Source organism: Pectobacterium sp. PL64, from assembly GCF_022477975.1.
Lineage (GTDB): Bacteria > Pseudomonadota > Gammaproteobacteria > Enterobacterales > Enterobacteriaceae > Pectobacterium > Pectobacterium jejuense.
In genome coordinates this window covers 3789808-3809208 of the sequence record NZ_CP092070.1, presented here as the reverse complement: position 1 = coordinate 3809208, position 19401 = coordinate 3789808, and the positions used below count along the sequence as shown (strand labels likewise).

The following is a 19401-nucleotide window of genomic DNA, read 5'->3' as shown; positions in this document are numbered from 1 at the left end:
AAACATGGCGTGGAATCAGCCCGGTAATAACGGACAAGACCGCGACCCGTGGGGGAGCAGCAGCAATAATGGCGGCAACTCTGGCGGAAATAACAATAAAGGTGGCCGAGATCAGGGGCCGCCGGATCTGGACGACATCTTCCGTAAACTGAGCAAAAAACTCGGCGATCTGGGTGGCGGAAAAGGTTCAGGCTCAAGCAACAGCGGAAATTCTGGCGGCCCAGCACTGGGTGGCCGGATCGTCGGTATCGCTGCCGTCGCTGCGGTTGTCATCTGGGCCGCTACTGGTTTCTATACCATTAAAGAAGCGGAACGCGGTGTCGTCACGCGCTTTGGTGAATTCAGCCACTTGGTTGGTCCGGGTCTTAACTGGAAACCGACCTTCATCGATTCTGTTCGCGCGGTGAACGTTGAGTCGGTGCGTGAACTGGCGACGTCGGGCGTGATGTTGACGTCAGATGAAAACGTCGTGCGCGTTGAAATGAACGTGCAGTATCGTGTCACGCAGCCAGAACAATATCTGTTCAGTGTAACCAATGCTGATGACAGCCTGCGTCAGGCAACTGACAGCGCGCTGCGCGGCGTTATTGGTAAGTACACGATGGACAAAATTTTGACGGAAGGCCGTACCATTGTGCGTACGGATACTCAGCGTGTACTGGAAGAAACTATTCGTCCGTACAACATGGGTATCACGCTGCTGGACGTCAACTTCCAGACCGCGCGTCCGCCGGAAGAAGTTAAGGCCGCGTTTGATGATGCGATTGCCGCACGTGAAAACGAACAGCAATATATTCGTGAAGCGGAAGCGTACGCGAACGAAGTACAGCCGCGTGCTAACGGTCAGGCTCAACGTATTCTGGAAGAGTCTCGCGCTTATAAAACCCGTACCGTTCTGGAAGCTCAGGGTGAAGTTGCCCGTTTTGCCAGAGTCTTACCGGAATATAAAGCTGCACCGGAAATCACCCGTGAGCGTTTGTATATCGAAACGATGGAACGCGTGCTGAGCCATACCCGTAAAGTGCTGGTCAATGACAAGGGGGGCAACCTGATGGTGCTGCCGTTGGATCAGATGCTGCGTGGACAAGGCGGTGAAAATACGCAAAGCAATAACAGCAGCAGCGCTAACCCACTGCGTTTGCCTAGCAACAGCAGCGGTGCGACGAATAGCAATCAAACGCGCAGCAGTAACAATGGAAATATCATGGATCAGCGCAGAGCAAATGCGCAGCGTGATGACTTCACTCGAGTAGGGAGAGAATAATCGATGCGTAAGCCCTTACTATTTATCCTGATCCTGGTACTGATGGTGGTCTATGCGTCACTGTTTGTGGTGCAGGAAGGCCAGCGCGGCATTGTGATGCGTTTTGGCAAAGTATTGCGTGATGACGACAATAAGCCGCTGATCTATGCACCGGGATTGCAGTTCAAGATTCCGTTTATCGACTCAGTGAAAATGCTGGATGCACGTATCCAGACGATGGAAAACCAGGCTGACCGCTTTATCACTAAAGAGCAGAAAGACCTGATTGTCGATTCTTACCTCAAATGGCGTATCAGCGATTTCAGCCGCTACTATTTGGCAACGGGTGGTGGTGACATCTCTCAGGCTGAAGTACTGCTGAAACGTAAGTTCAGTGACCGTCTGCGTTCTGAGATTGGTCGTCTGGATGTGAAAGGCATTGTTACCGACTCGCGTGGTCAACTGATGTCTGACGTGCGTGAAGCGCTGAATACTGGTACCGGTGAAACGACCGAAGCCGATAATGCGATTGCTTCTGCTGCTGCGCGTGTTGAGAAAGAGACTACGAGCAACGAACCTCATATCAACCCGAACAGTATGGCTGCGCTGGGTATTGAGGTTATCGATGTGCGAATTAAGCAAATCAACCTGCCAACTGAAGTCTCTGACGCGATTTACCAACGTATGCGTGCAGAGCGTGAAGCGGTAGCACGTCGCCACCGTTCACAAGGTCAGGAAGAGGCTGAAAAGCTGAAAGCGACGGCCGACTATGAAGTCACCCGTACGCTGGCTGAAGCTGAGCGTCAGGGACGTATCACCCGTGGTGAAGGGGATGCCGAAGCGGCGAAACTGTTTGCTAACGCATTCAGTGAAGATCCTGACTTCTACGCTTTCGTTCGTAGCCTGCGCGCGTATGAAAACAGCTTCAGTAATAATCAGGACGTGATGGTGCTCAGCCCGGATAGCGACTTCTTCCGCTACATGAAGTCACCGGACAGCATGGTTCCACGCCGCTGATAGTCATTAACTGACGTCTCATCAAGCCCGGGTTCTTTCTCCGGGCTTTTTTTTGCCATTTTCTGGCAGAGATAAATCCAAGAATGTGGTCCTGTTCGTACTTGACGCGGGAAAAGAGGGTGTTATGAATTCAACGATTTGGCTGGCGCTCGGGCTGGTTTTGGTGCTCGAAGGGTTGGGGCCGCTGCTGTTTCCCCGTCTCTGGCGGCGTATGATTTTGGGAATAGCGCAGTTACCGGATACTATTTTGCGCCGTTTTGGCGGCGGAATAGTTGTTGCAGGGTGCGTGATCTACTACATGTTGCGTAGCCGGATGGGTGGCTAAAATTAAGCAGAAAAATGTGCGCAATCGTGTGCTAAAAGTACTGAAAGCATCCAAATGAGATGGTAGAATCCTTTTTTAAGCAACCTGGTGATTCTTGAAATGGGTAAGAACGTCGTCGTACTGGGCACCCAATGGGGTGACGAAGGTAAAGGCAAGGTCGTTGACCTGCTGACTGAACGGGCTAAATATGTTGTGCGCTATCAGGGTGGACACAACGCTGGCCACACGCTGGTTATCAACGGTGAAAAAACCGTCCTTCATTTAATTCCTTCTGGCATTCTGCGTGAAAATGTTGTCAGCATCATCGGTAACGGTGTTGTGCTGGCGCCTGACGCATTGATGAAAGAAATGACGGAGCTTGAAGCGCGTGGCGTCCCGGTACGCGAACGTCTGCTGCTCTCTGAAGCCTGTCCGTTAATCCTGCCTTATCACGTCGCGTTGGATAACGCGCGTGAAAAAGCGCGTGGTGCGAAAGCAATTGGTACGACTGGCCGTGGTATCGGCCCTGCGTATGAAGATAAAGTTGCTCGCCGTGGCCTGCGCGTTGGCGATCTGTTTGATAAAGAAACCTTTGCTGTCAAACTGAAAGAGATCGTCGAATACCATAACTTCCAGTTGGTTAACTACTATAAAGCTGATGCCGTCGACTACCAGAAAGTGTTGGACGACGTGTTGGCGATTGCCGATATTCTGACTGGCATGGTCGTTGATGTTTCCGATCTGCTGTACAAAGCGCACCTGCGTGGCGATTTCGTCATGTTTGAAGGCGCGCAGGGTACGCTGCTGGATATCGACCACGGTACTTATCCGTACGTGACCTCTTCAAACACCACTGCGGGCGGCGTTGCTACCGGTTCTGGTCTGGGTCCACGCTATGTAGACTACGTACTGGGTATCGTTAAAGCTTACTCTACCCGTGTAGGTGCAGGTCCATTCCCGACTGAACTGTTTGAGGAAGTGGGTGAGCATCTGTCTCAGAAAGGTAACGAGTTTGGCGCGACAACGGGTCGTCGTCGTCGTACCGGCTGGCTGGATGCGGTTGCCGTACGTCGTGCAGTACAGATCAACTCGCTGTCTGGTTTCTGCCTGACCAAGCTGGATGTTCTGGACGGTCTGAAAGAAATTAAAATCTGCGTAGGCTATCGTTTGCCGAATGGCAGCGAAGTGGATACCACTCCGCTGGCGGCTGAAGGCTGGGAAGGTCTTGAGCCGATTTACGAAACGATGCCGGGCTGGTCTGAAAGCACGTTTGGCGTGAAAGATCACAGCAAACTGCCGCAGGCTGCGCTGAACTACATCAAACGTATCGAAGAAATCACTGGTGTGCCGATTGATATTATTTCTACCGGCCCAGATCGTAGCGAAACGATGGTGCTGCGCGATCCGTTCGACGTCTGATGTTGCCACCCATTATTAATGGGTGATGAGAAGATGAAAAAGGACGGGATTCCCGTCCTTTTTGCTATCTGCCGTTTGGCCGTCGTGGTGTGAACGACGACGGCTTCGACCTGTTATTCCTGAACGTCTTTCGCCTTCTGCGCTTTGTTCTTCAGGCCATCCAGCAGCTTATTGTGGATGTTGCTGAACCCGCCGTTGCTCATCACCAGAATGTGGTCGCCAGGCTGTGCAGTCTTGACGATGTTTTCTACCAGCGTGTCAATATCCGCGCTCCAGTGGGCGGGTTGTACGCAGGCTTCCGCAACTTCTACCACCTGCCATGGAATATGTGCTGGCTGGAATAAGAAAACTTCATCGGCGCGGCCTAATGACGGCGCCAGTTCGTTTTTGCACATCCCCAATTTCATGGTGTTCGAACGGGGTTCAAGTACGGCCAAAATCCGGGCTGTGCCGCCAACCTTGCTGCGTAGCGCTGACAGCGTCGCCAGAATCGCAGTCGGGTGATGTGCAAAATCGTCATAAACCGTGACGCCATGCTCCGTACCGCGTAACTCCAGACGACGACGCGCGTTGATAAATCCGCCCAGCGCGCGGCAGGCATCAGCGGGGAGTACGCCAACGTGGTGAGCGGCAGCGATGGCCATTAGCCCGTTGTGCATGTTGTGTTCGCCCACCAGCTTCCAGTGGACTTCACCGACGAGTTCTTTATTCAGGTAAACCTGATATTGGCTGGCATCGGTCGATACTTTCTGTGCCCGCCATGTGCCTTCTTCACCAACCAGTTCCTGCTCACTCCAGCATCCCATTCCCATCACCTGTTTGAGGTTAAGGTCATTGGCTGGCAGGATGATCTTCCCGCTGCCCGGCACCAGTCGCACAAGATGATGGAACTGTTTCTGAATGGCTTTCAGATCGTCAAAGATGTCGGCGTGATCAAACTCAAGATTGTTGAGCACCAGCGTTCTTGGGCAGTAATGGACAAATTTAGAGCGCTTGTCGAAGAACGCACAGTCATATTCATCGGCTTCGAGCACCATGAATGGGCTGTCACCCAAGCGGGCGGAAACGGTGAAGTTGCCGGGAACGCCACCGATCACAAAGCCCGGCTGATAGCCGCAATCTTCCAGAATCCAGGTGACCATCCCCGCCGTGGTGGTTTTGCCATGTGTACCCGCAACGGCAATCACCCAGCGATCGCGCAGCACATAATCATGCAGCCACTGTGGGCCGGAAACATAAGGTAATCCCTGTTCCAGTACGGCTTCGACGCATGGGTTTCCGCGCGTCATCGCATTACCGATGATGACCAAATCAGGCGCGGGGCTAAGCTGTGCCGGATCGTATCCCTGAATCAGCGTGATTCCCTGTTCTTCAAGTAAGGTACTCATGGGGGGATAAACATTTGCATCTGAGCCTGTGACATCATGCCCCAGCGAACGAGCAAGCAGGGCAAGGCCACCCATAAAGGTGCCGCAGATACCTAAAATATGAATACGCATACATTTTCCATCTTCACAGTGAGTCTGCGTCACATTCTAACGCTATGAATCCGCCATAAGAAATGGATTTGACTAGGTACTCACTTTCTCTTTGGGCTACACTGCATGCGCAAACGTTGGCGGTGCAGAAATGAAACCGCTTTTCATCCGTAGATTCTGGAATAGTGTTATGAAAACGTTAGGCGAATTTATCGTCGAAAAACAGCACGATTTCTCTCACGCCACAGGTGAGCTTACCGCGCTGCTGTCTGCTATTAAACTGGGTGCCAAGATTATTCACCGTGATATCAATAAAGCAGGTTTGGTTGATATCCTGGGAGCCAGCGGTATTTCTAATGTTCAGGGCGAAGTGCAGATGAAGCTCGATCTGTATGCCAATGAGAAACTGAAAGCGGCATTAAAAGCACGTGGTGAAGTGGCAGGTATCGCCTCCGAAGAAGAAGACGAAATTGTTATCTTTGAAGGTGATAAGGCGGAAAATGCCAAGTATGTTGTTCTGATGGATCCGCTGGACGGCTCGTCGAATATTGATGTAAACGTCTCTGTCGGTACGATTTTCTCTATTTATCGCCGTATTACGCCGCTGGGAACGTCAGTCACGGAAGCGGACTTCTTGCAGCCGGGTAGTCAGCAGGTTGCTGCGGGCTACATCGTTTACGGTTCTTCAACCATGCTGGTGTACACCACGGGTCACGGCGTTCACGCCTTTACCTACGATCCGTCGCTCGGTGTGTTCTGTCTCTCGCATGAAAAAGTTTGCTTCCCGGAAAAAGGGAATATGTATTCCATCAACGAAGGGAACTACATCAAGTTTCCTGTCGGCGTGAAGAAATACATCAAATACTGTCAGGAGCAGGATGAAGAGACGCAGCGTCCTTATACGTCGCGTTACATCGGTTCACTGGTCGCAGATTTCCACCGTAATCTGCTGAAAGGCGGAATTTACCTGTACCCGAGCACCGCGAGCTATCCGAAAGGTAAACTGCGTTTGCTGTACGAATGCAACCCGATGGCGTTTCTGGCGGAGCAGGCAGGCGGTAAAGCCAGCGACGGTAAAAACCGTATTCTGGATATCACGCCAGAGAAACTGCATCAGCGCTCACCGTTCTTTGTAGGAACAGAATCCATGGTTGATGACGTCGAACGTTTCATCCGTGAATTCCCAGACGCCTAATTAACACTAATTAGTCGTTGATGTAGTCCCGTGTGGTCGGATTCTCGGCTACACGGGATTGTCTTTTAAAGCTGTGCTTCGAACCAGCTCTCCAGAATAATCACCGCAGAAGCCGCGTCAACGCTACCTTTATCCAGCGCTTTAAAGCCACCGCGTTCGAAGAGATCGGCACGCGCTTCCACCGTACTCAAGCGTTCATCGTGTAACTCAATCGCGACACCAAAACGGCCATGCAGTCGGTTAGCGAACTTCCGCGCCCGTGCCGTCAGCGGTTGTTCGGTGCCATCCATGTTGAGCGGCAGGCCGACGACGACCAGATCGGGCTGCCATTCTGACAACAGCTTTTCCACTTTTTGCCAGTCGGGTATCCCTTCCTGCGCTTTGAGCGAGGTCAGTGCGCGCGCCGTACCGGTAATTTCCTGACCGATGGCGACACCGATACTTTTTGTCCCAAAATCAAAGGCAAGAATGGTTCTGCTGGCCATCAGGCATGCCCTGCTTCGGTGGAGATATTATGAATATCGATACCCAACTTTCTGGCCGCCGCCCGCCAGCGTTCGGCAATCGGCGTATGGAACAGAATCTCTTGATCGGCTGGCGTTGTTAGCCAGGCATTATCCAACAGTTCCTCTTCCAGTTGACCGTTCTCCCAGGCGGAATAGCCTAAGGCGACCAGCGTATTTTTCGGCTGCTGGGGAGTGCCTAGCGTTTCCAGCACGTCTTTGGACGTGGTGATCATGGTGTCCTCAGAAATACTGATGCTGGAACCAAAGCCGGAGCAGGGCGTATGCAGGATAAAACCACGGTCGTCTGCCAGTGGACCGCCAATGAAGACGGGCTTATCCAATCGAATGGCAGGATCGCGCGGTGTCGGATCTATTTTTAGTTTTTTCAGCACATTTTCCACGGAAAACTGATCCATCGGTTTGTTGATGATCAGCCCCATGGCTCCGTCTTCATTATGTTCGCAGATATAGACCACCGAACGTTTAAATACAGAGTCCTGTAGTGCTGGCATAGCAATGAGGAAGTGATGCTGTAAATTCATTGTGTATTTTTATCGATATCCGTCAGCGTTGGAGAAACGGCCCGTATTGCGCGGGCCGGGTGGCGTGCCAGGTGTCTCTGGTCTTAGCGGGTACGTGCAGCGAGACGCTTTTCAATGGCGTCCATCAGCATGCCTGTGATGGAAACATCCGGGTAAGCCGCTTCGATTTCACGTACGCAGGTCGGGCTGGTGACGTTAATTTCTGTCAGGCGGTCACCGATGATGTCCAGACCGACGAAAATCAGCCCTTTGGCTTTTAACGTTGGTGCGACATCACGGGCGATTTTCCAGTCGCTTTCGGTTAGCGGACGCGCTTCGCCGCGCCCACCGGCTGCCAGATTGCCGCGTGTCTCACCGCTTTTCGGGATACGCGCCAGGCAGTAAGGAACGGGTTCGCCATCGACCACCAGCACGCGCTTGTCGCCGTCTTTAATCGCAGGCAGATAGTTTTGCGCCATGCAGTAGCGGGTCGCGTGTTCGGTCAGCGTTTCGATGATGACCGAGACGTTGGCATCATCCTGCTTCAAACGGAAAATAGACGCGCCGCCCATGCCGTCGAGCGGTTTGAGAATGACGTCGCCGTGTTTTTCATGGAACTGGCGCAGTTTGTCTGCACGACGCGTAACGAGCGTATCAGGGGTCAGATGCGGGAACCAGGCGGTGAACAGCTTCTCATTGCAATCACGCAGGCTCTGCGGCTTGTTGACGATCAGCGTGCCTTTCTCTTCCGCACGTTCCAGAATATAGGTGGCGTAGATGAACTCCGTATCAAACGGCGGATCTTTACGCATCAGCACCACATCCAACTCTTCCAGCGCAATATCCTGCTCGCCGGAGAAATCGTACCAGCCGTCGTAATCGTACTGGACGCTCAGGCGACGCGTTGTTGCGCGCGCGACGCCCGCATGCATATAGAGATCGTTCATCTCCATATAATGCAGTTCCCAACCACGGCGCTGTGCTTCCAGCAGCATGGCAAAGCTGGTGTCTTTCTTGATATTGATGGTGTCAATTGGATCCATCACGATACCGAGTTTGATCATTCTTTTCTCCTTTACCCCAAATCGCCGAAACGTACCTGTAAGGCGGTCATGGCGGTGAGTGCAGTGGTTTCTGTGCGCAAAACGCGTGGCCCCAACAGGATATCAGTGAATCCGTGTTCTGAGGTCATGGTAATTTCACCGGCGGTGAGCCCGCCTTCCGGACCAATCAGTAGCCTGACCCGATCGACTGGCAGTGGTAATGTATTGATGCTCTGTGTGGCGCGTGGGTGCAGATTCAATTTCAACGCGTTATCTTGTTCTGCACACCAGGCTTCCAGCGTCATCGCTGGCCGCACCAGCGGCACACAATTGCGGCCTGACTGTTCACAGGCGGCAACCGCAATTTTCTGCCACTGGCTAATTTTTTTCTCCATACGCTCGGCATCCAGTTTGACGCCACAACGTTCAGAAAGCAGGGGGGTAATTACATTGACGCCCAGCTCGATGGATTTCTGAATGGTAAATTCCATCTTCTCGCCGCGCGACATCACCTGTCCCAGATGTAAATGTAGGGGCGATTCTTTATCTTCCAACTTACCTGCTGCGAAGCGAACGCGCACACTCTTTTTGCCAGCCGCGATGATTTCTGCATCAAAGACATGATTGCTGCCATCAAACAGCTGCAATGACTGACCCGTCGTCATGCGTAACACGCGACCCACATGATTGGCGGCATCGTCACTCAGTTCGACTTCACCGCCGTTAAGGGGGAGCGTTTCGGGATGAAAAATGCGTGGTACTCGCATACTGGATTCAGACCTTTGAATAAAATAGAGCGGCGCAGAAACGCCAGAAATAGGCAAAACCACCGTCATCTGGCGGTGGTTTTGCTGGAAACAGATTCGCTATAGTAGGTAGAGGAACTAGCGCTGGCAAGCCTGTTGAACGTAGGGATTTGGGTTTCCCTGTTTTGCGGCAATGCGCTGATTGCGGGTACATTCCCACTGGGTGACCGGGTACTGCTTATCCCAGGCTTCGAACAGCTGAGTCTGCTGGTTGGAAAGACGTAACTGATAGCGGTCGCGCATATAGAAATAGGTACGGGCGATCTGGCCGCGAGCGCGAGCGGGCGGTTCTGCCAGATTATTTTTGAAATCGACCTTCATTTCGCATTGACCATATTGGGATGCGCCGCCGTTCCACTGCCCATACATGGCATTGCCGCGATCGCCATTTACCTCGCCGATAGCAGGTTGCAGGTTATGCAAATCGGTTTCCATCTCACGGTAGACAGGGTCGCTGTTACAGTTCTTTCTGCCGCCATCCTGCCAGCACTGGCGCTGGTGGCCGAATTGCCAGGCCGGTACAACGTGCTCCCACTCGATACGGCTGGCACGCTGCTCATTCTTCCTTACCTGATAACCACAGGATTCAAGGTCGGGCGTGCCTTTCTTGCCCTGCCACGTAATCTTGCAGCCACAGTAGAACGAACCCGGCGCATCGCGATTAATGTCGACAGCGGCGGCCTTTGCCTGCGAAAAATTATTGATGTTTTGACCCAACGCGGTGGCCGAAAACAGACCCGCGCCTACGGCAGCGATAGCGAGAATTTTGCGTAGCATATTCCAAATAATCCACAGGCTGTAAAGTTGGCAGACTACCGGATGTCTCGTCGGCAGGCAAATGCAAAAGCAGTTTTTAAAACTGGAAATTCCCTTTTAAATAGAACTTTTTACATCATGACGTAAGGTTTTCCCGCAACGACGACAGCGATATTCTGTTTCGCCGCGCAGCACCCGATTGTGCCGGCGGATCGTCAGCTCATGCTGTTGGCAATCACACAGGTAGGTGAAGGTTTTCCCCTGTACGGATTGCACTGCAAACCGATGCGTGCGTTTTGCCGGGACGTGCAGGACGCTTTCCATCATCCAGCGCCATTCCTTGCCATGTGGTGCGACACGGCCAAAACGTGCATAAACCAGCAAATGAGCCAGTTCATGGGGAACCACTTCATCGATAAAGGCCTGCTGATTTTCCTGCAACAAGACGGGGTTCAGTCGAATTTCCCAGTGTTGCAGCCAGGCCGTTCCTGCCGTTGAACCGCGTTGCTGGTAATTGACTGTTGGCTCGGTGTAGTTCGTCTGCAAGGTGAGGTTAGCTTGCTGCAATTTATCACGCAGGCAGCGCATCACAGCCTGATGACTGGCAATGGGGATTCGGGGTGTGTTCATTGCTGTGAGCATAAATTGAGTGGCTGAGAGACGCAATAGGCGAAGCGGGGGGAGGTAGAATGAAAAACGGCGAATTTTCATTCGCCGTTTGGTATTTATTGAGTAGCCAGATTACAGGCCAGCAGCTTCGCGCAGCTCTGCGGCTTTGTCCGTTTTTTCCCACGGGAAATGTTCGCGGCCAAAGTGACCATAGGCTGCGGTTTCCTGATAAATCGGATGCAGCAGATCCAGCATCTGGATTAAGCCGTAAGGACGCAGATCGAAGAATTCACGCACCAGCAGCGTCAGTTGCTCAGTGGACACTTTCTCTGTGCCGAAGGTTTCGATCATGATGGAAGTCGGTTCTGCCACGCCGATAGCGTAGGACACCTGAATTTCGCAGCGATCGGCCAGACCAGCCGCGACGATATTCTTGGCAACATAGCGTGCAGCATAGGCAGCAGAACGGTCTACTTTAGACGGATCCTTACCGGAGAACGCACCGCCTCCATGACGTGCCGCGCCGCCGTAGGTATCAACGATGATTTTACGGCCAGTCAAACCGCAGTCACCCATTGGGCCGCCGATAACAAAGCGTCCGGTTGGGTTGATGAAATATTTGGTATTGGCAGACAGCCATTCTGCAGGCAGAACCGGTTTGATGATCTCTTCCATCACCGCTTCATGCAGATCTTTCTGGCTGATGTCTTCTGAATGCTGGGTAGACAGCACCACGGCATCGATGCCAGCAATCTTGCCATCGTCGTACAGGAACGTAACCTGGCTTTTTGCATCCGGGCGCAACCACGGCAGAGAACCGCTCTTGCGGACTTCTGACTGGCGCTGAACCAGACGGTGTGCATAAGTCACAGGTGCAGGCATCAGGACGTCGGTTTCGTTAGTGGCGTAACCGAACATCAGACCCTGATCGCCTGCGCCTTGTTCCAGCGGATCGCGGCGGTCAACGCCCTGATTGATGTCAGGAGACTGCTTGCCAATCGCGCTCAATACGGCGCAAGAATTGGCATCAAAGCCCATTTCAGAATTGACATAACCGATATCACGCACGGTACGGCGGGTAATTTCTTCGATGTCGACCCAGGCGCTGGTGGTAATTTCACCACCGACTAACACCATGCCGGTCTTTACATAAGTCTCACAAGCGACACGCGCTTTTGGGTCTTGCTCCAGAATGGCGTCGAGAACCGCATCAGAAATCTGGTCAGCAATTTTATCAGGATGTCCTTCAGAGACTGACTCGGACGTAAAAAGGTGTTTAGCCATGAGTTTCTTTACCTTCAAATCAAAGCCGTTAAGCAGTGTATCAGTTAATCGGTATAGACGGATTAACATCTGGATGGCTATTCTAGGTCACCTTTTAGTCTCAGTGCCAGTAGTTTTTCGCATTAGCGCGCCATCGTCCTTTTATCATCGGCCGTTTTTTCTTTTACAAGAGATGACTAGCGGTAATTTTCATTTTGCTTTTCCAGCAGCATGTAGGTATAAACGGCGAGCGGTGATACAACCCGCGACATCTTGAATTTTTTATTGATAGCTGACCGCATAGCCTGCGGCGCACGTGGAGGTGGTAGGATTAATGATCCGTTGTTTACTGAGTATATTGCGTTCGCAATATGTCCCTTTTGACGCTACCGCGTCCGCGACTCAACCCTTCTTTTCCGTTTCTCGACGTAGCCTGTCTTTAAATTCGACACAGGACTCCAGGGCTGGTTAACCTGCCTGTTATTCTTTCTGCCAGAAGCGTTTAGCGTCTTTCTGGTCACGTTCGCCCGGTGATTTTCACAACGAGTTTTATCGACCCGTAACACGGAGCCTGACAACGTGTTTTACACTAATAAGAGTAATAAAGTGACGGCATACTTCACTACGCCGGTTTTTTCACTGTCGATGCCGCATGTTGCAGGTATGCTCATGTGGGCTGTTTATTCAGGTACTGATGTGATCAGCAGTCTAGAAAAAGAAGAGGTTCGTTATGTCTGACGACATGATTCATCACGGCTCGTCAGCGACGGGTAAACATGAAAATTTGCGCTCTATGCAGGAGGTTGCCATGAATGACCGTAATGCCAGCGAAATGCTTCGTACTTACAATATTGCCTGGTGGGGCAATAATTACTATGACGTCAATGAACTCGGCCACATTAGCGTGTGCCCGGATCCTGACGTACCAGAAGCTCGCGTCGATCTGGCCAGATTGGTCAAAGATATGCAGAAAGATAACCATCAGCGCCTTCCTGCGCTGTTCTGCTTTCCGCAAATCCTTCAGCATCGCCTGCGTTCTATTAACGCTGCGTTTAAACAGGCTCGCGAATCGTTTGGCTATGAAGGCGGGTATTTTCTGGTTTATCCGATCAAGGTTAACCAGCATCGTCGCGTCATTGAGTCACTGGCTAATTCCGGTGAACCGTTGGGTCTGGAAGCCGGTTCAAAAGCGGAACTGATGGCGGTATTGGGCCACGCGGGCATGACCCGTACGGTGATTGTGTGTAACGGCTACAAAGACCGTGAATACATCCGTCTGGCACTCATCGGTGAAAAGCTGGGCCACAAGGTGTATCTGGTCATCGAGAAGATGTCCGAAATCCGGCTGGTGCTGGAAGAAGCCGAGCGCTTGAATGTGGTACCACGCCTTGGCGTCCGTGCGCGTCTGGCTTCTCAGGGATCGGGCAAGTGGCAATCCAGCGGCGGTGAAAAATCCAAGTTTGGTCTGGCAGCGGTCCAGGTGCTGCAACTGGTTGAGATGCTGCGTGAAGCGGGGCGCTTGGATAGCCTGCAACTGCTGCATTTCCATCTGGGATCGCAGTTGGCGAATATCCGTGATATCGCGACGGGCGTGCGTGAATCCGCACGCTTCTACGTTGAACTGCATAAGTTGGGCGTAAATATCCAGTGCTTCGACGTCGGTGGCGGGTTGGGCGTGGATTATGAAGGCACGCGCTCTCAGTCCGATTGTTCAGTGAACTATGGCCTGAACGAATACGCCAACAACGTGATTTGGGGCATCGGTGATGCCTGTAACGAACATGGGTTGCCGCATCCGACGGTTATCACCGAGTCTGGCCGTGCGGTAACCGCGCACCATACCGTGTTGGTTTCCAATATCATCGGTGTTGAACGCAACGAGTTCAGTGACCCGACTGAGCCGGAAGAAGGCGATCCGCGTGCGCTGGAGAGCCTGTGGTCAACCTGGAAAGAAATCAAGCAGCCGGGGAAACGCCGTTCGCTGCGTGAATGGCTGCACGACAGCCAGATGGACTTGCACGATGTGCATACCCAATACACGCACGGCATGTTGGATCTGACACAGCGTGCGAAAGCAGAGCAGCTTTATCTGAGCATCTGTCAGATGATTCAGGAACAGCTGGATCCGAGCAACCGTGCGCATCGACCGGTAATTGATGAATTACAGGAGCGGATGGCTGACAAGCTGTATGTCAACTTCTCGCTGTTCCAATCCATGCCGGATGCATGGGGGATCGATCAGTTGTTCCCGGTCATGCCGTTGGAAGGGCTAAACAAGCCGCCTGAGCGCCGTGCTGTTGTGCTCGACATCACCTGTGATTCCGATGGTACGATCGATCATTATGTCGATGGTGACGGGATCGCGACGACGATGCCAATGCCGCCTTACGATCCAGAAAATCCGCCGCTGTTGGGCTTCTTTATGGTCGGTGCCTATCAGGAAATCCTGGGGAATATGCATAACCTGTTTGGCGATACATCGACCGTTGACGTGTTTGTCTTTCAGGATGGCACCGTTGAGATTGAAGAATCTGACGAAGGGAATACGGTTGCTGACATGCTGGAATATGTGCAGCTTGACCCCAAAGTGCTGATGACCCGTTTCCGCGATCAGGTGAAAGAAACCGATCTGGATACCGAACTTCAGGCGCAGTTCCTGGAGGAGTTTGAAAGCGGGCTGTACGGCTATACTTATTTGGAAGATGAAGAATAAGTGTGACTGACTGAGTAAAAAGGGATGCGAGTGAGCATCCCTTTTTTTTCGGCTATCGCTTAGATAAGCGAATTACTGATATTGATATCGGCTGCTGGTTTTGGAAGGGAATCAAATTCTTCAATGACGCTGTCTTTGAAGATAATTTTAGCAATAAGCAGTAAAGAGTTTTTATCCTGAACGCCATATTTATTCAGTAATCGTGATTTGCTGTTCAGTACGGACTTCTTATTTAATCCGATGATGTCGGCAATCGCTTCCGCTGTGTAGCCCGCACACCAATGCTGGAATACGGCATATTCAGATTTTGACAGTCTGACGGGACTGAATAAACGGCGGTCGTGAAGGTGGACGAAATCGAGTAATTTATAAAAAGAATCGATGGCTGCTGACTTTGAAATAAGAATCGTTTTTTCGTCAATGCACACGGGAGGGTGATTGGGGGAATTATTGATGATCACGAACGACGACGCCATATTATAAAAGTGGGTTCTTATCGACTCGTAGTATTCCTCAAAGCCCTCGCTGCTACCGTCAATGATGAAAATACATTTCTTCTTTCCTTGCTGCAGCGTAAACCTGTTGACGGGTTTTATCGAGAGCATAGGGATACTGGATAGGATTTCCCGTAATCCTACCGTGGTAAAATTGCATTTACTGAAAATTCTCACATCCATGATTTTTAACACATATGAGTTTATTGTCTGAAAGTGGCCATAAACCAATAATCGCTGCTGATGTTATCCAGTTATTAAGAAATCGCGATCCTGAAATGCCTTTAAATCGCTAAAAGGTGGAGCCTCTAGAGAAACCTGCGGACGCGACAACAGGTTTTATCATATATCTATATGATCAAACTGGAAAAAATTTTATTGGTTTAACATAGTATGCTTGATTTACTGGTTTATTTCTATCTTTAAATACAGGGGGTTACTCCATCATTCTTGTTTATTGCGACGTATGTCTCCGTGCTAATCATGATTGCCTCTTTTCCGTATGCTGCGCATTCACGGATTGCTGCGCTCGGAATCTGGAAATCTGCCAAGATTCGTTTCTTAAAAAGAGAACGGAAAGTAAATACGATTGAAAATAGCTATCTATTTATATCTATTAATTCTTAAATCCTATCATTGTGAGGATAGAGGCGATTGAAGATAGCGGTTATGTCGCAGCTTACCGTGAATATGATGGGGATGATAGTGGTCGGATGACTAGCGGGCAATTGAGATTTTTTCAATTGCCCCAGTGTGTGCTCTTTGCGAGTAATCAGCGTGTGTGATTATTTCTCGGCAGCGATACGCTCACGAATGTGTTTGGCACGTCCTTCCGATGAAGGATGGGAATCGAACATGCTGCTCTCACGCCCGGCATCAAGTTTGGCCAGTTTTTCAAAGCTGCTTGCCAGACCTTCCAGTTTGACGCCACGTTTCTTCAGCAGATCGAAGGAATAGTCATCTGCCTGCGTTTCCTGAGTTTGAGAGAATTGGGAATTAACCAGTTTTTCTCCCAGATCGGCGAGTTGAGACTGTGACAGGGACGCCGCTACGCCACCCGCAGAGCCAATGGCAGTACGTGCAGCCGTCGCCGCATAGGCAACCTGCATGGCTTTACGCGTGTGGCCCAGCGCAACGTGGCCAATTTCGTGGCCGAGAACGCCTTCCACTTCGTTGTCATTCATCATATCCATCAGGCCGCTGTATACGCGGATGCAGCCGTTAGCCATTGCCCAGGCGTTAACGTCTTTGGTCAGATAAACCTTATAGTTGGCTGGTGTACCGTTGATGTCATGACCCAGCGCATCTGCAATTTTATTCAGGCGCTGTGTGTACTTGCTGTCGGCTGGAGCAATTTTTGCCTCTTTGTCCATTTGTTCACAGGACTGATTGCTGAGTGATTTAACATCAGCATCGCTGAGCGTTGCCGCCTGAAACGCCTGTGCGCCGGATTGCATTAAGGTATTGGTGTTTAAGTTCTGGCAGCCAGTCAGCAAGGTTGCTACACACAGCGCCAGTACAGAAGAACGAATTGCCATAAAATCATCTCCCTACGATAGTGTTTGTTTTTTAATACGAAAGAAAATCGGCTATAACCTACCCGAAAACCGCGTGGAGAAATAGATCGGAAAATCTGATTTGTATGCTTTCCGATATCACCGTTGGCGATGAACTTTATTTTTTGTGCGTTCCAAAAAGGTGCGATGAATAAAGGCAAACCCACTAGAAAACATGGCGTATGGCGCTGTAATCAACTGCATAATTGGCAAAAGAACCGTCATTGATTCGTCAGCCGATAAATCCCTCTTTTTTGCTCACGGTTCCATGTGCATTCCCTCTGCTTTTCATGTACATTTGTAATCATATTTATTTTGTCATTCCTGTGTAACTTGTTGATTTTTATTGGTTATGCATGAAAGGCAGTCGTTCAATCCGATCTGGAGTCAAGCATGTCCTCTCGTAAAGAACTTGCCAATGCTATCCGCGCGCTGAGCATGGATGGGGTGCAGAAAGCCAAATCCGGTCACCCGGGCGCACCGATGGGCATGGCCGATATCGCCGAAGTGCTGTGGCGCGATTACCTCAACCATAATCCGGCCAACCCTAACTGGGCCAACCGTGACCGCTTCGTCCTGTCCAACGGCCACGCGTCCATGCTGATTTACAGCCTGCTGCATCTCTCCGGCTACGACCTGCCGATTGAAGAACTGAAAAACTTCCGTCAGCTGCATTCCAAAACTCCAGGCCACCCTGAATACGGCTACACCGCCGGCGTTGAAACCACCACTGGTCCGCTGGGTCAGGGTATTGCCAACGCGGTCGGGATGGCAATTGCCGAGCGCACGCTGGCAGCGCAGTTCAACCGTCCGGGCCACGAGATTGTCGACCATCACACCTACGCCTTCCTGGGGGACGGCTGCATGATGGAAGGGATTTCTCACGAAGTCTGCTCGCTGGCAGGCACCATGAAGCTCGGCAAACTGACCGCGTTTTATGATGACAACGGCATCTCCATCGACGGTCACGTTGAAGGCTGGTTTACCGACGATACCGCGGCTCGCTTTGAAGCCTACGGCTGGCACGTTGTGCGCGGCGTAGACGGTCACGACGCTGACGCCATCAAACGCGCTATCGGTGAAGCACAGCTGGTGACCGACAAGCCGTCGCTGCTGATGTGCAAAACCGTGATTGGCTTTGGCTCACCGAACAAGGCCGGTACGCATGATTCCCACGGTGCACCGCTGGGTGATGCGGAAGTGGCGGCTTCCCGCGAACAGCTGGGCTGGACGCACGCGCCGTTTGATATCCCCGCCGACATTTATGCCGCATGGGATGCTAAACCGGCCGGTCAGCGTAAGGAAGCCGCGTGGGACGAGGCGTTTGCCGCCTACGCCAGCGCGTACCCTGAGCTGGCTGCCGAGTTCAAACGCCGCACCGGCGGTGAACTGCCAGCCAACTGGCAGGCTGACGCACAGAAATTTATCGACGATTTGCAGGCGAATCCGGCGAAAATCGCCAGCCGCAAAGCGTCACAGAACGCGCTGGAAGCTTACGGCAAACTGCTGCCGGAATTCCTGGGCGGCTCTGCTGACCTGGCGCCAAGCAACCTGACCATCTGGTCTGGTTCTGTTTCACTGGATAAAGACCACGCGGGCAACTACATCCACTACGGCGTGCGCGAATTCGGTATGACGGCGATTGCCAACGGGATTGCGCTGCACGGTGGTTTTGTACCGTACACCGCGACCTTCCTGATGTTCGTGGAATACGCGCGTAATGCCGTGCGTATGGCCGCGCTGATGAAAATCCGCAGCATCTACGTTTACACCCACGACTCTATCGGTCTGGGTGAAGACGGCCCGACGCACCAGCCGGTTGAACAGCTGGCCAGCCTGCGCGTCACGCCGAACATGAGCAACTGGCGTCCGGCAGACCAGGTGGAAACGGCGGTGGCGTGGAAATACGCCATTGAGCGTCAGGACGGCCCGACGTCGCTGATCCTGTCCCGTCAGAACCTGGCACAGCAGTCACGTACGGCTGAACAGCTGGCGAACGTGGCGAAAGGCGGCTACGTGCTGAAAGACAGCGAGGGTCAGCCTGAGCTGATTCTGATTGCCACCGGTTCTGAAGTTGAACTGGCTGTCGGCGCGTATGACAAACTGACTGCCGCAGGCCGCAAGGTACGCGTGGTGTCCATGCCATCTACGGATGCGTTCGACAAGCAGGATGCGGCCTATCGTGAAGCGGTGCTGCCAAAAGCGGTATCGGCACGCGTAGCAATTGAAGCGGGTATTGCGGACTACTGGTTCAAGTACGTCGGCCTGAACGGCGCGATTGTCGGCATGACGAGCTTCGGCGAATCGGCTCCGGCTGAGCTGCTGTTCGAAGAATTCGGCTTCACCGTCGATAACGTCGTTGAAAAAGCGCAGGCGCTGCTGAAGTAATCACGCCGCGTTAATCTCGATATGAGAAGCCGTCAGCTAACGCTGGCGGCTTTTTTTCATCTTTAATTTAACCCACCTCTCAATGCGCGT

18 protein-coding genes are annotated in these 19401 nt (G+C 52.0%); 8 read left to right on the top strand and 10 right to left on the bottom strand.

The window, feature by feature from the left end; genetic code table 11:
* Positions 1 to 4: 4 nt before the first annotated feature.
* From hflK to HP572_RS17005, 4 genes are all read left to right on the top strand, one after another.
* Positions 5 to 1264 (top strand): FtsH protease activity modulator HflK, encoded by a 1260-nt coding sequence (gene hflK / locus HP572_RS17020; RefSeq protein WP_039545809.1) that lies wholly within the window; start codon positions 5 to 7, stop codon positions 1262 to 1264.
* A gap of 3 nt (positions 1265 to 1267) precedes the next feature.
* Positions 1268 to 2260 (top strand): protease modulator HflC, encoded by a 993-nt coding sequence (gene hflC / locus HP572_RS17015; protein WP_039545807.1) that lies wholly within the window; start codon positions 1268 to 1270, stop codon positions 2258 to 2260.
* A 124-nt stretch (positions 2261 to 2384) separates the two neighbouring features.
* Positions 2385 to 2585: a DUF2065 domain-containing protein gene (locus HP572_RS17010; protein WP_010285804.1), complete on the top strand. Its 201-nt coding sequence runs from the start codon at positions 2385 to 2387 to the stop codon at positions 2583 to 2585.
* Positions 2586 to 2684: 99 nt separating this feature from the next.
* On the top strand, positions 2685 to 3983 hold the full coding sequence (locus HP572_RS17005) for an adenylosuccinate synthase (RefSeq protein ID WP_240583823.1): 1299 nt from the start codon (positions 2685 to 2687) through the stop codon (positions 3981 to 3983).
* 113 nt (positions 3984 to 4096) lie between these two features.
* Here HP572_RS17005 and mpl read toward each other — a convergent pair whose 3' ends face one another.
* Complete coding sequence (gene mpl, locus HP572_RS17000) at positions 4097 to 5482, bottom strand: UDP-N-acetylmuramate:L-alanyl-gamma-D-glutamyl-meso-diaminopimelate ligase (RefSeq protein WP_240583822.1); 1386 nt, start codon at positions 5480 to 5482, stop codon at positions 4097 to 4099.
* 169 nt (positions 5483 to 5651) lie between these two features.
* On the opposite strand from mpl, the gene fbp reads away from it, so the two are divergent.
* Positions 5652 to 6656 carry a class 1 fructose-bisphosphatase gene (gene fbp / locus HP572_RS16995; protein ID WP_010285800.1) on the top strand — a complete coding sequence of 335 codons (1005 nt, stop codon included), beginning with the start codon at positions 5652 to 5654 and terminating at the stop codon, positions 6654 to 6656.
* Between the two features lie 65 nt (positions 6657 to 6721).
* Here the strand turns inward: fbp and ruvX are convergent, their stop codons facing one another.
* From ruvX to metK, 7 genes are all read right to left on the bottom strand, one after another.
* Positions 6722 to 7141 (bottom strand): Holliday junction resolvase RuvX, encoded by a 420-nt coding sequence (ruvX, locus tag HP572_RS16990; RefSeq protein WP_240583821.1) that lies wholly within the window; start codon positions 7139 to 7141, stop codon positions 6722 to 6724.
* Positions 7141 to 7704, bottom strand: a complete 564-nt coding sequence (locus HP572_RS16985) for a YqgE/AlgH family protein (protein WP_205554950.1) — start codon at positions 7702 to 7704, stop codon at positions 7141 to 7143. The genes ruvX and HP572_RS16985 overlap by 1 nt, the downstream gene beginning before the upstream one ends.
* 83 nt (positions 7705 to 7787) lie before the next feature.
* Positions 7788 to 8747, bottom strand: a complete 960-nt coding sequence (gshB, locus tag HP572_RS16980) for a glutathione synthase (RefSeq protein ID WP_010285797.1) — start codon at positions 8745 to 8747, stop codon at positions 7788 to 7790.
* An 11-nt stretch (positions 8748 to 8758) separates the two neighbouring features.
* Positions 8759 to 9493, bottom strand: coding sequence for a 16S rRNA (uracil(1498)-N(3))-methyltransferase (rsmE, locus tag HP572_RS16975; RefSeq protein WP_240583820.1), 735 nt, complete (start codon positions 9491 to 9493; stop codon positions 8759 to 8761).
* Between the two features lie 117 nt (positions 9494 to 9610).
* Positions 9611 to 10309: a deoxyribonuclease I gene (endA, locus tag HP572_RS16970; protein WP_240583819.1), complete on the bottom strand. Its 699-nt coding sequence runs from the start codon at positions 10307 to 10309 to the stop codon at positions 9611 to 9613.
* A 96-nt stretch (positions 10310 to 10405) separates the two neighbouring features.
* Positions 10406 to 10918, bottom strand: a complete 513-nt coding sequence (locus tag HP572_RS16965) for a SprT family zinc-dependent metalloprotease (RefSeq protein WP_240583818.1) — start codon at positions 10916 to 10918, stop codon at positions 10406 to 10408.
* Between the two features lie 111 nt (positions 10919 to 11029).
* A complete protein-coding gene (gene metK, locus HP572_RS16960; RefSeq protein ID WP_010295424.1) occupies positions 11030 to 12181 on the bottom strand; it encodes a methionine adenosyltransferase in 1152 nt (383 codons plus the stop codon).
* A gap of 558 nt (positions 12182 to 12739) precedes the next feature.
* Here metK and HP572_RS16955 point away from each other — a divergent pair.
* Both HP572_RS16955 and speA read left to right on the top strand, forming a co-directional pair.
* Positions 12740 to 12898, top strand: a complete 159-nt coding sequence (locus HP572_RS16955; RefSeq protein WP_005973095.1) for a hypothetical protein — start codon at positions 12740 to 12742, stop codon at positions 12896 to 12898.
* A complete protein-coding gene (gene speA, locus HP572_RS16950) occupies positions 12891 to 14873 on the top strand; it encodes a biosynthetic arginine decarboxylase (RefSeq protein ID WP_039531128.1) in 1983 nt (660 codons plus the stop codon). The genes HP572_RS16955 and speA overlap by 8 nt, the downstream gene beginning before the upstream one ends.
* 59 nt (positions 14874 to 14932) lie before the next feature.
* Here speA and HP572_RS16945 read toward each other — a convergent pair whose 3' ends face one another.
* Positions 14933 to 15478, bottom strand: coding sequence for a LuxR C-terminal-related transcriptional regulator (locus HP572_RS16945; protein ID WP_205555005.1), 546 nt, complete (start codon positions 15476 to 15478; stop codon positions 14933 to 14935).
* Between the two features lie 674 nt (positions 15479 to 16152).
* Positions 16153 to 16905 carry a M48 family metallopeptidase gene (locus HP572_RS16940; RefSeq protein WP_039283589.1) on the bottom strand — a complete coding sequence of 251 codons (753 nt, stop codon included), beginning with the start codon at positions 16903 to 16905 and terminating at the stop codon, positions 16153 to 16155.
* Between the two features lie 411 nt (positions 16906 to 17316).
* Here HP572_RS16940 and tkt point away from each other — a divergent pair, with 411 nt between their 5' ends.
* A complete protein-coding gene (gene tkt, locus HP572_RS16935; protein WP_039516842.1) occupies positions 17317 to 19311 on the top strand; it encodes a transketolase in 1995 nt (664 codons plus the stop codon).
* Positions 19312 to 19401 lie beyond the last annotated feature (90 nt).